This is a genomic window from Paraburkholderia phenoliruptrix (assembly GCF_047325075.1).
In the GTDB taxonomy this organism is placed as follows: Bacteria; Pseudomonadota; Gammaproteobacteria; order Burkholderiales; family Burkholderiaceae; genus Paraburkholderia; species Paraburkholderia phenoliruptrix.
In genome coordinates this window covers 2,059,788-2,071,618 of the sequence record NZ_CP168530.1, presented here as the reverse complement: position 1 = coordinate 2,071,618, position 11,831 = coordinate 2,059,788, and the positions used below count along the sequence as shown (strand labels likewise).

The window sequence follows — 11,831 nt, the reverse complement described above, 5'->3', positions numbered from 1 at the left end:
ATGAAGCTCAACAGGATCGCCGATGACGCCGAGATAGAGGTTAGTCACGAGGAGTTGCTGGTGCTCAACGCGGCTCTTAACGAGGTTTGCAATGGCATTGATATGTTCGAGTTCGAAACACGGATCGGTGCTCCGCGAGCCAAAGCGGAGCGTTTGATGGCGGAGATCCAAGCGGCGCTTGATCAGTTCGAGAAGAGATAGAGGGGACGGATAGCCTGCTAGGAGGCCCGAGGACGAAGCCTGCTTCGGTTTCTTGATCGAGGCAAAAATTGGTCCGGAAAACGCGAAGGGTGCCGACCTGTTCCAGATCATGGTATGCATCCCTGACTGGATCAAGGCCAACTACGCGGATAAGAAGGCTGTATGGAGACGCCATATGCTAATCGTGTTTGAGTACGACTTGGCGGAGATCAAGTCGGCTATAAACGGATATGTGGAGAAATGCACGGCCGACGATTGGCATGGTTTGGCGTTGAAGCTCAGTCGAATTGGAGGCTGGGAGTTTGAGGACTATCAGCCTTGAACTGGCAGCTTCGATTTTGATGCACAAACCCGGCCGCGCGGCGGGTTTGTGCTTGGTGGCGTCGGCGAGCACGACGGCGCTGCTACCGATTTGCTCGATTCGTCGGCAGTCGCGTGCCCGACGAGCGGCCGCTAGAAAAGTTTCTTCGCAACTTCGCGAACTACGTCCTCATCGAGGTGCATTTGGCGGATTCTGGCGATCGCGCGCCGCAGCCACGCAACGAGCCGGCGCCGGGCGCCGATAAATCGCCCGAAGTCCATACGGAATGCGGCCTTGCCACGCGTTACAGAATGTACCGTGTAGTGTGCAGCGCCGGTCACGGGGCAGCGATCATGAAATCGACGTGCTCGGCGTCATACGGGAGCTCGATTGCGCCGTCGGCGTTGCGGTCGAGCACACCCACATGGAGCACGCGTGCACGTCGTGCTGTACGGTTGTGTCATCGCGGCTGAGCCGCAGTGCGATCTGACGGATGGACAGCGTGTCTGCGCCCGTCATGGTCCTGATGATGTTTCAGCGCGCTGGCGTGAGAATCGGGAACAGCCGCTCCAGCGAATCAAATCTGATGTGTTCGCCCTGCGCTTCGCGTTCATCGCGACGACAATGTGTGCGTTCAAGCGTCGCGGGAGCCGAGGCGGAGGGTGACGATCTTCATGATGTTGCTCCGTCGGGCGTGGGGCACGTGTCAACTGTCATTCAACCATGGTTCAACCGGGTTCGTCGCGATTCAACCCTGTCCGACTCGCCGAAAAGATCATCCAGAGAAACGGACAGGGCGCGGGCGATTGCAGGCAGGAGCGAAACCGGCAGGCGTGGCGACGGACGCATACGACTGGCAGGTCTGTCGCGTGAATTCGACGGTGCTCCCGAGGGCCGCCAAGGTAGTGGAATCGGCTTCGAAACGACGCGTCATGTCGGTTTTAAAATCCTGCTCGTTGCTCTTGGGATCCAGTGGCGGTTTGTTCCCCCCAGGTGACGCAAGAACGATCCGATCGGCGCCCAAACGGTCCCCAAGTAATCGAGCCCCGCCGTCAGAAGACATAACGACAGGCAGAATTTCAAGCGATATGCCTCGCTGCCGTCGAAGGACTTTCGCCTGAGTACACCGGCTCCGCGGCCGAGCCGAAAGACACGTCGACTCGATGGCAGCTCTACCTCCCGACCAGCTGCTGCCGGCGCACGGACTCCAACCGCGGTTCACAGTCGATTCGGTGCTTTCGCGGTTGGACCGGACTCGTGAATGTTTATTCGATGTCTGCCATCGCCCGCAGGAAGATGCATGCTGCGCGCATGTCGGCAGACGTCGAACAAGCCCGATGAAGCACACCGCGCACTCCGTTCGCCGACCATCAGGCAACTGCCTGACATCATGAAGCACCCACCAACCCGACCCCGCTTCATGGCATCGCGCCTGATCCGCGTCACCGCCTTACCTGATCGGCAAAACGCTGGGAGCGATACGGGTCCAACAGGTTCACCGTCACGCCGTCAAGCAGTTCGGTTGTGATGAACTGCGACAGTCCGGCTGCAAGGCTGATGCCTGCGTTCGTTGTAACGGAAAGCACGCCGGGCAGTTCTTCTGAGCGGCTCACGACAGGCAGTCCGTCAGCGGGAATCACGCGACGCGTTTCGGTGACTTTCTCGACAACGGCGTCCTTCAAGCCCGGCAGCACTCGCGCGGCGACACGTACAAGCTCCTCCGGGTCGGGCGTGCTTGGGTCGCCAACGGGCGAACCGGAGAAGTGCTTGGCGATGACTACACGACCGTCGACGCGCTGGATCGCGTGAACATGGGCGCCAAGAATCACCGAGTCGAAGATCCGCGGCAACGGTGCCAGATGGACGACGCTCCCCGTGCTGTGGATGAGCGGTGCCTTAAGCCCCGTGCCTTCGACGAGTTCCGGGTTCGCGATGCCGCCCGCGAAGATGAGAAAATCGGCCGCGCGCGAGCCACTTCTGCTCTTGATCTCGTAACCGCCCGCCGTCTTCACGAAGCCTTGGTACGCATCGTGTGCCGAGTACTGCGCCCCGTGGGCGACCGCCGCGTCGAGCATCATTGACGTCAGTTGCACGGGCGACATCATCCCTTCATCGGGCGTGTAGAAAATGTCCGTCTCCGCTCCCGGTTCAAACCCCGGCTCGATCTCGCGCGCCTCGGCCGCGGTGACGCGGTACGTCGGGCTGCCCCAGCGCAGGCGCCGGTCCAGTTCCGCCGCGAGTTCCCGTGCCTCCTCGGTGCCGGGCTCGGCGCTTTGTAAGCAGCCTGACCAGCGAATCGGCAGACCGTCGATTTCGCTTTGCAGGTAACGCCAGCGCAGGTGCGACAGCCGATGCAGATTGAAGTAATGCTGCGCGCCAGCTTCACCGAGCGAGTCCGCATTGCGGAACTTCGTCTGGTTGGTTATCCACGCGAATGACCCAGACGTGGCGCCTTTCGCGACTTCGTTCTTGTCGAGCACGGTGACGCGCGCGCCGCGCTTCGCAAAATCATAAGCGAGCGTAGTGCCGATGATGCCTGCGCCGATGATGACGACTTGAGGTGCCGAATTCATAGAGTGCCTTTTTGCATGGATGCAGGAAGTGTTGCCAAGGTGAAATTATGGAGTCCGAATTGATTCGGCTGACCGGTGTCGGCGATGGCTCCGCCGTCCTTGCCGCTCAGCTGCGAGCTTCTCTTTGCTGTAGAGTGTGTTCGCCCGCGCTCGCATCCAGGCTGGGAGCGTTCGCCGCGCCGAGCGACACGTTACGGGTCTCGGGAGCCATGCGAACGGATACGAGCAGGCCAATCAGGCTGATGCTACCTGCGATCAGCAGACCCGTCGCACTTCCAAAATGGACGAGTACGGTAGGAAGGAGGAACGTTCCTGCCGCGGCGCCAATGCGGCTTGCAGACATCGCGAGTCCCATACCGGTTGCACGGAGATCAGTTGGGAAAATCTCATTCGGGTAGATGAATTGCAGCCCGGAACCGGCAGCTTCGGCCACCGTGAAGAGAATGAACAAACCGATCGCAACCATGGCAATGCCCGACATCGGCGTCGCGAGAAGAAAGAGCGCGAGGGTTGCCAGAACGAAAGAGGCCAGACAAAGCGTGCGCCGACCGACGCGGTTGACGACGACCATGCCGATCGCAGTTCCGACGATCGCAAACGAAATGATCACGAGCGAGCCGGCGAGTGGCTGAGTGACGCCGAGCGACTTCAGCAGCATCGGTTGAAACGTCTTGATTGCGAACGAAGGTGCAATCTGACACATCCAGAAGATCGAGCAGAACACCAGCATGCGCCCATAGCCTCGCGAAAGAAGTTCGCGGATCTTGGACAACCCGAGGCCACGCCCGGAGGTGCTGACGCGGGTTTCGGCAACGAGCGCATCAAAGTCAACCTGCGGCCCAAGATGCTGCGCCACGATGTCACGAGCCGCCTCTACACGTCCTGCGGAAATCAGCCAGCGCGGCGACTCGGGAATGTTAAGGCGCAGCAACAGGAAAATTGCCGAAGGGATGGCGGCGCTCGCAAGAATGTAGCGCCATACACCGCTTTCGCTACCGCTCACGATCAAACCCGTTGCAAGGCTCAAGGTGTATCCGACCCAGAGCAAAAGCACGAGGCTCGCGAGCACCGGCCCGCGAAGCTTCCGAGGCAGGAATTCAGCGGCGAGCGCGGTCGCGATGGGATAGTCCGCGCCCAGCGCAACCCCCATGACGAAACGAAGGATAAAGAGCGTCGCCACGTCGTGCACGAACAGGTGCGCGATCGAGCAGATAACGAATACAGCGAGATTAAGCACATACATCTTCTGGCGGCCGAAGCGGTCTGTCATCGGTCCGAAAACGAGGCCGCCGACGAACATGCCGATGAGGCTCGACGCGCCGACGAGACCGATCTGGAGCGCGCTCAGTGCGAGGTCCCTGGCAATGAACGGCAATGCCACAACGATGATCCCGAGCAGGTAGCCGTCGCAGAACGGCCCGCCTGCCGCTACGACGGCAATCCGCTTATGAAAGCGGCTCGTAGGTAAATCTTCGATGCCGACGAGTGCCTTTGCCATATGTGCCTCCAGATGTTACCGAATCAGATGACGGGATTTGTTTTTCTATTCGACTAGGCTAAGGTTGGGCACAATATCGGTCAATGTCGGATTTTATTCACCAAATATCGAAGGAATCGATATGTTGTTCAGCGAGGAGATCAACACGTTCCTGGCGGTGGTTCGCTCCGGAAGTTTGCTGCAGGCGGCCGAGATCGTCTCCACGACGCAATCGACCGTCTCGTACCGGATCCAGTCCCTCGAGCGCCGCATAGGACATCCGCTGTTGCGGCGCTCGAGGGGAGCGCGCGGCATCTCGCTGACCGCTGAAGGTGAGCGTTTTCTCGACATTGCCGAGCGCTGGAAAATGCTCGAAATCGAGGCCGAGCAACTTCAGGCCAATCAGGTGCGGCACCTTGCTGTCGGTGCGGTGGACGCCGTTGCGATCAACGTTCTTCCGCCGTTTGTCTCCGCGCTCTGCGACGAGACACCGCCCGTCCGGTTACACATGGAAAGCTCGCGCTATTTCCAGCTCGCCAACCGCGTGGCTTCCGGTCATCTGGACGTCGCCTTCACACTGACGCCATCCGAACACGTCGATCTTGTTTCAAGAAAGATCCGGGACTACGCGATGCTCGTGGTCTATGCCGGCTCGGATACGGCCCCGTTGCCCGAAGCGCTCGACATGACGGATCTCGATCCATCCAGAGAAATTCATCTGCCGTGGTCGCCGCAGTTTGATTTATGGCGCGGTCGGCGTGGGTTTTCGCGACATGTAAATTGGGTCGAGAAAGCACACATGCTGGCGCCGATGCTGAGAAACGGGGCCTGGGCCATTGTTCCCGCTTTTTTAACGATGCCGTTGGCGAGGGACACCGGATGCACGATCCATCGGATCGCTTTAAATCCGCCCGATCCGCTTTCTCTTTTTATGATTTTGCGCAAACAGAGCAGCGATGCCACCGAACGACAGCAGCAACTCATCGAGATGGCTCTCGCCGCCCTCAAATGAAGTGAGCAGGGTTAATTCGATTCTGTCAGAGCGGCGTGCGTATAGAGCGGCCGGCGGAATTTCGCGAGGTCCGGCGTGCGTGTCGCGCGCACCGTGGCGGGCCGGTCGCGCAGCAGCAACGGCATAAGGCGGCGGTTCGCCGTCCGCGCCGCCCACTCGCAGTATGCGGGGCTCCCGAGCACCCAGCCGTTGAACCTCGATTCCAGCAGACTGTCGATGTCGCGATCGGCGGCAATTCGCTCGCCGAGATCGCGATAAGCCTGATGGCGCTCGGGCGGCGTGTCGCCAAGCGCCCGGTAAAGCGGATGGTCCTTGATAAAGCTGTCCGCGCGCTGGCCCGTGTGATGCCCATAGCTCGACCACGCGTAGTTCTTCGCGTCGGTCACGAGACCGCTGCGCGCCGGCGCCTGTTCGATCCCAACGCTCGCCAGCAGCAGGTAACGCTCGGGCTCGATCACCGTTGCGCGGTAGCCGCCGCGCCATACTGTGCCGCGTCGTCCGTGGCGGCGGTTGAAGGTCTCGGCATAGCGTCGGCAAACCGCCTGCATCGCCATCGACACGCTTGATTCGTACGACGGCGTGACAAGCAACTGCACCGCGCCGGGCATGAGAGCCCAGGCGTGGACCGCCAGATCGGCGACGCGCGCGGCGTCTGCGAGGCAGGCGAGAAAATACCGGTAGTCCCCTTCGTCGAGGAATGCGGGCTCGACGAGCCCCTGCAAGATTATGTGTTGCGGTTGGTCAGGGACGTAGTGCCGTGCAAGCCGTGTCATTCTGTGTTTGACCGGAAATTCGATTGGAGAAAGCAGTTCGACAGATACCGACCGCGTGCCGGTACGTGACTGGTATGGAGGAATTCTATGAGTCGCGGCGTTGGGCGCGCGCGGCGAACAGCGCTTGTGTTTGGCCTCTTTTCGCAGGTTTGCGTCCGGTCCTGCAGCCTTGGGGCGGCAATGTCGGCTTGGCCGAGTCGACGTCATTCGTCGTTGCACGCCGGCTAGCTATTGTCAGACGTATGTCAGTGAACATTCGCCAGATCCTTTGCTCGGTGCTATGTGAGGCGCTGGCGACAGCCCATTGTAATGCTAGCGACTCTGAAGCTTCATCGCCCGCTTTTAAGGTCTTACCGTCGTAACCAACGGTAAGGAGACGGGTAATGGCCGCTTTTCGCTTTTCACATTTATGTAATAAGGAATGCTTACGTATTTCCACTGCGGCTGTCGCAGCAGCGGCTGCGCTGGCATTGTCCAGCTGGCCCGCTGGCGTGATCGCTGCGGGCGACGATCACAATGGCGAAACGCGAACGCCGATCAGGCATGTCATCGTGATAGTGGGCGAGAATCGAACCTTCGATCACGTTTTCGGCACATACCAGCCGGCGCACGGTCAGTCGGTGTGGAACCTGCTTTCGCAGGGCATCGTCAATGCAGATGGCTCACCGGGTCCGAACTTCAAGAAAGCGCAACAGTACGAGGCGCAGTTGACTGGACCTGGAAGGTTCTCGATGGCGCCGTCGAACAAGGCCCCGTATGGGACGCTGCCGGCTCCGAACACCGGTGGATCGCCTACCGCCGCCAGCGACGCAAGTCCACCGCCATTCGCGAGTCACGATGCGGCTGTTCAGGTCGAGGGCGGCGCGCTCGAAGCATCCGATATCGACCAGCTGTTGAGCGGCGCATCCGGCCTGCCGAAAGATGTAAAGGACTCGCGCGTGGCAAACTACAACGCCTTGCTGAACGGCCCGTTTTTGCTTCAACCACCGCTTTACGACGCGTACATGGGCGGCCCTGTGCATCGCTTCTATCAGGCATGGCAGCAGTCGGACTGCGATGTCGGACATGCGAGCCGGGAAAATCCGAGCGGCTGTCTGGGCGACCTGTTCGCGTGGGTTGAAACCACCATCGGCGCCGGCAGCAACGGCAAGCCGCAGCCCACGCCGTTCAACGACCAGACGACCGGTGAGGGTTCCAATGCGCTCGGATTTTATAACGTGAACAACGGAGACATGCCGTACTTCGCGCAGTTGGCGCGGCAATACTCGATGAGCGACAACTACCATCAACCGGTCATGGGCGGCACAGGCGCGAACAGCATCATGATCGGCGCCGCCGATGCCTATTTCTACACGGACGGTAACGGCCACGCGGCAACGCCGCCATCGGATCAGATCGAAAACCCCAATCCGTTGCCCGGCACGAACAACTGGTACACGCAGGACGGGTATTCAGGCGGCAGTTACAGCGATTGCTCCGATGCGAGCCAGCCTGGCGTCGGTCCTATCCGTCGTTACCTCCAGTCACTCTCCTATCACCCGAAGCCGAACTGCGCGCCAAAACACTACTACCTGCTGAACAACTATAACCCCGGCTACAACGGCGACGGTACGGTGCTCGACAGGGCGAAATCTCCTTACACGATTCCTCCGTCGCCCGTGCGGACAATCGGCGACAGCCTTCTCGAGCGCAACATCCCCTGGAAATATTACGGCGAAGGATGGCGCAGTTTCATCAAGGATCCGTCGACAAGCGTCTATTGCAACATCTGCAATCCATTCCTTTACGAGACGTCGATCATGACGAATCAACAGGTCCGCGATACGCATCTCGCGGATCTGCCTGATCTCTATTCGGACATGCAGGCCGGGACCCTGCCGGCGGTATCTTTCGTGAAGCCCGGCGGGCTGCTCGATGGACATCCGACGTCGTCGAAGTTCGGGCTCTATGAGGCGTTCGTGAAGAAGATCGTGGATGCGGTCAAGAGCGATCCCAAGTTGTGGGCCACGACAGCGATCCTCATCACCACCGACGAAGGCGGTGGCTACTACGATTCAGGCTACATCCAGCCCGTCGACTTTTTCGGCGACGGTTCACGCATCCCGATGATCGCCGTTTCGAAGTATTCCGTTGGAGGACGCGTTTCACACGGCTACGCCGACCACGCGTCGGTGGTCAAATTCATCGAACGGAACTGGGGACTGCCGCCGATTACGGAACGCAGTCGCGACAATCTGCCAAACCCTGTCCAGCGCAGCGATAACCCGTATGTGCCGGTCAACTCGCCCGCCATAGGCGATCTGTTCGATCTTTTCGACTTCCACCGCGATTCCGACGATCACGCTCATTCCGACGGACATCACGGCGGAGAGGAAAGCAGCGGCAACGGCGGCAAGGGTTGGTGGCCGTTCTGACCGAAGCTTGCGTGCCCGCTCGTAAGCTGTGACGACGATAGGCACGGCCGCGCATGCCGGCGGCCGTCGTCCATCCTTGACCCGCTAACGGCAGATCGCTAACGGCAGATCATGGTGCGCGGTAGCCCGGCACCGCTCAAGCGTCGTTGACGATCGCATCGAATCGCTCGCGAAACGCCGGCTGCCGGCTCGCCAGAGGACCGGCCTCAACCCACAGGCGAAAATCTTCGTCGCTTCTTAGATAATGATTCAGTACTCCAATGACGGCGCGCAGGTTATAAGGCAGGCCGATTCGATGCCGACGCAACGATTCGATCAGCAAGTCGGTCTTGTCGGTGAAGTTCGAATAGAACGCGCCGCGTGCATAGCCTGCCGCTTCGGCAATCTCTTCGAGGCCTGTCGTAACGTACCCCCGCGCGACGAACAGCTCGTGTGCGGCCTCGAGCAGCCGTTCACGCGTCTGGAGCCGTCGCTCTTCATGGGTGAGCCGTTTGCATTTCATTGGATCAAGCGGTTTCCGTCTGTCGGCTGTGCATGAAACATGTCGAGCCCGATTGCGTGGCCGGAGCGAAGTGCCGACTCGGTGCGTAGTCATGTCTGAGGCGGCGTTCAGGGCTGACGACTTTGTCGAGCCCGACGTTTGAATCTATACTGGCGTTCTGATCCAGATTGGAATCGCCATGCCGAAGACTACAAATCGCCCGGCGCCGAAGCGCGCCGCTCCGCAGGCGAGCGCCGCTCCGGAGGCGCCAGCCGAGGCGCGCGAGCCGCGCGGTGCCCGCCGCAAGAGGGAGACGCGCGCCCGCCTGCTGGACGCAGCACTCAAACTCATGGCTGAAAAAGGCATGGAAGGCGTCGCGATCAATGAAATCACGGAGGCGGCCGATGTCGGGTTCGGCTCGTTCTACAACCATTTCGAATCTAAAGAAGCGATCTACGCCACGCTCGTCGAGTCCGTGTTCGAGGAATTTGCCGACTGGCTCGACCGCCTCACCCTCGGTTTGTCGGACCCGGCCGAAGTCATTGCCGTCTCCGTGCGTTATACGTTGATGCGAGCACATCGCGAGCCGCTCTGGGGCCAATTCCTGGTGAGAGAAGGGTTCTCCTCGCGCATGCTCGATCGAGGTCTCGGCAAACGTTTGTTGCGCGATGTGCAAAAAGGCATCGTTGCGAAGCGTTTCGCCGTGGCCGATCCATTCGTCGCATTCCTCTCCGTGGGCGGCACCGTGCTTGCGTCCGTCACAGCCCAGCTCGGACTCGCCTCGCCGGATGCGCCGAACGCCGACGCGTTGACGGAGCTCGGTTTCAGCGGTGAACACCTCGCCGAGCGCGTCGCGGCCGCTCTTTTGCAAAGCTTGGGTCTCAAACGAGCGGAAGCCGAAAAAGTTGCGGCACGTCCGTTGCCGCTCGTGGAACCTGCCGTCGAAGCCGACTGACCGTCTTGACGGCGTACCGCTTCGCCGACCGTTGGCAACGCGGGTCAGTAAGCCTGCTTCTCTCATTGCATTTGTCCCATTCGCCACCTCGTCGCGAATTTCTCAGGCCGCGCAGACGCGGCGGCTTGCGAAAAAGCGCGTCGCATTCGTGACAGGCGATCAATTCTCGATATTCCATCGTCACTCCCGCGATGCCGATTTGGCTGGCTCTTGCGGCAATTCGCCCATCGCCTGGAAGAGCGCGGCCGTATCGCCGAGCCGCTGGCTCTGTGCGCGAACCGCGTCGAGCCGTGCGGTCAGAAACTGCTGCTCGCTGGCTTGAGCCGCCGATATCGGCAGGGACCCGAGCCGGTAGCGCGACGTCGTTTCGTCGAACAGTTGCTGCGCGGCGCGAGCCTCGCTTTCGGTCGAGGCGAGTGTCTGAGCGTCGTTGTCGAGCGCGGCGAGCGAGTCGGCGACGTTCCCGAACGCGGACAGCACCGTCGATTTGTAATGCAGCACTGCTGCCTCATAAGCCTCCTTCGTGGCGCGTCGATGCGCGAGCAGGGCGCCGCCATGGAAGATCGGTTGCGAAACGCTCGCGCCGATCGCCCAGATACCGCCGGCGCCGGAGAGCAGGGCCGGCCAGCCGAAACCGGCGCGGCCCATCGAGGCCGTCAGCGACAGGTTAGGGAAAAGCTGCGCCGTGGCCTCGCCGACATCGGCGGCGGCCGCTTGCACCGCGGCTTCGGCGGCCTGAATATCCGGGCGCGAGCGAAGCAGCTGCGCCGGCACGGCGACAGGTACATGCTCGGGCAGCGAAAGGCTGTCGAGATCGGGGACGGCGGGCGTTGCGTCGGGCGTTCGCCCCAACAGCACGGCCAGCGCGTGCACGGTGCTGGCGCGCTGCTGACGCAATGGCGGAAGCAGCGCGGCGAGCGCGGCAGCCTGCCGTGCCGATCCGAGTGCCTGGGCATGCGAGACCGAGCCGAGCGCTTGACGCTGCGCGTCGTCGCGCGCCGTATCGCCTGCGAGCGTCACGAGGTGTTCGGTGAGCGCGATCTGACGATCGAGCGCCGCGGCACGGATGGCGGTGCCGACGATGTTCGCGGCCAGCGCGCGGCGCGCCGCTTCGAGCTCATACGCCTGTACGTCGACGCGCGCGGCGCTGGCCTTGTTGCCGTAGCGAACGGCGCCGAACAGATCGAAGTTGTACTGCGCCTGCAACTGACCGGCGAAGACGTTATAGCGCTCAGTGTTTGGACCGATGCCGGGGACGACGGGCGAGCGCGTTCGCTCCGCCTCGGCGCCGGCATCGACAGACGGCAGGGTGGACGCGCCGATCTGCGCCCGGAGTTCCTGCTGGGCGGCATTGAGCGACCTTTGCGTGGCGGCGAGCGTCGGATTGTTGCGCAAGCCTTCTTCGACGAGGGCATCGAGCGCATCGGAGCGGTAAAGCGTCCACCATTGCGGCGCGGCCGTTGCGCCGGCATCGAAATGTTGCGCGGTTCCTCCAGCCGCAACGGTCTGCAGCGATTGAGGCTGCGCCCCGTAATGCGCGGGCGACGGCATCGCGGGCGGCGCGCCGCTCGGGCCCAACGTACAGGCGCTGGTTGCGAGTGCCGCGAATACGGCGATAACGGATGTCTTAACGGCAAATTGCAT

At 61.3% G+C, this 11,831-nt stretch carries 9 protein-coding genes and 1 pseudogene; 5 read left to right on the top strand and 5 right to left on the bottom strand.

Features of this window, described 5'->3' with window-relative positions; all coding sequences use genetic code 11:
- On the top strand, nt 1–201 hold the full coding sequence (locus ACEN8U_RS09170; protein ID WP_310111157.1) for a hypothetical protein: 201 nt from the start codon (nt 1–3) through the stop codon (nt 199–201).
- Between the two features lie 34 nt (nt 202–235).
- Nucleotides 236–523 (top strand): annotated as a pseudogene (locus tag ACEN8U_RS09165) (immunity 8 family protein); the annotation flags it as partial.
- Between the two features lie 1,421 nt (nt 524–1,944).
- Here ACEN8U_RS09165 and ACEN8U_RS09160 read toward each other — a convergent pair.
- Nucleotides 1,945–3,075, bottom strand: coding sequence for an FAD-dependent oxidoreductase (locus tag ACEN8U_RS09160; protein WP_310112045.1), 1,131 nt, complete (start codon nt 3,073–3,075; stop codon nt 1,945–1,947).
- Between the two features lie 106 nt (nt 3,076–3,181).
- Nucleotides 3,182–4,573 carry an MFS transporter gene (locus tag ACEN8U_RS09155; protein WP_310112042.1) on the bottom strand — a complete coding sequence of 464 codons (1,392 nt, stop codon included), beginning with the start codon at nt 4,571–4,573 and terminating at the stop codon, nt 3,182–3,184.
- A 121-nt stretch (nt 4,574–4,694) separates the two neighbouring features.
- Between ACEN8U_RS09155 and ACEN8U_RS09150 the strand changes: the two genes are divergently transcribed.
- Nucleotides 4,695–5,564 (top strand): LysR family transcriptional regulator, encoded by an 870-nt coding sequence (locus ACEN8U_RS09150; RefSeq protein ID WP_310112039.1) that lies wholly within the window; start codon nt 4,695–4,697, stop codon nt 5,562–5,564.
- Between the two features lie 11 nt (nt 5,565–5,575).
- On the opposite strand, the gene ACEN8U_RS09145 is transcribed toward ACEN8U_RS09150, so the two are convergent.
- A complete protein-coding gene (locus ACEN8U_RS09145; RefSeq protein ID WP_310112036.1) occupies nt 5,576–6,337 on the bottom strand; it encodes a transposase in 762 nt (253 codons plus the stop codon).
- 470 nt (nt 6,338–6,807) lie between these two features.
- On the opposite strand from ACEN8U_RS09145, the gene ACEN8U_RS09140 reads away from it, so the two are divergent.
- Nucleotides 6,808–8,751, top strand: coding sequence for an alkaline phosphatase family protein (locus tag ACEN8U_RS09140; RefSeq protein ID WP_310112033.1), 1,944 nt, complete (start codon nt 6,808–6,810; stop codon nt 8,749–8,751).
- A 136-nt stretch (nt 8,752–8,887) separates the two neighbouring features.
- On the opposite strand, the gene ACEN8U_RS09135 is transcribed toward ACEN8U_RS09140, so the two are convergent.
- Nucleotides 8,888–9,253, bottom strand: a complete 366-nt coding sequence (locus ACEN8U_RS09135) for a helix-turn-helix domain-containing protein (RefSeq protein WP_310112030.1) — start codon at nt 9,251–9,253, stop codon at nt 8,888–8,890.
- A 178-nt stretch (nt 9,254–9,431) separates the two neighbouring features.
- On the opposite strand from ACEN8U_RS09135, the gene ACEN8U_RS09130 reads away from it, so the two are divergent.
- Nucleotides 9,432–10,187, top strand: coding sequence for a TetR/AcrR family transcriptional regulator (locus ACEN8U_RS09130; RefSeq protein ID WP_310112027.1), 756 nt, complete (start codon nt 9,432–9,434; stop codon nt 10,185–10,187).
- Between the two features lie 180 nt (nt 10,188–10,367).
- On the opposite strand, the gene ACEN8U_RS09125 is transcribed toward ACEN8U_RS09130, so the two are convergent.
- On the bottom strand, nt 10,368–11,831 hold the full coding sequence (locus tag ACEN8U_RS09125) for an efflux transporter outer membrane subunit (RefSeq protein ID WP_310112024.1): 1,464 nt from the start codon (nt 11,829–11,831) through the stop codon (nt 10,368–10,370).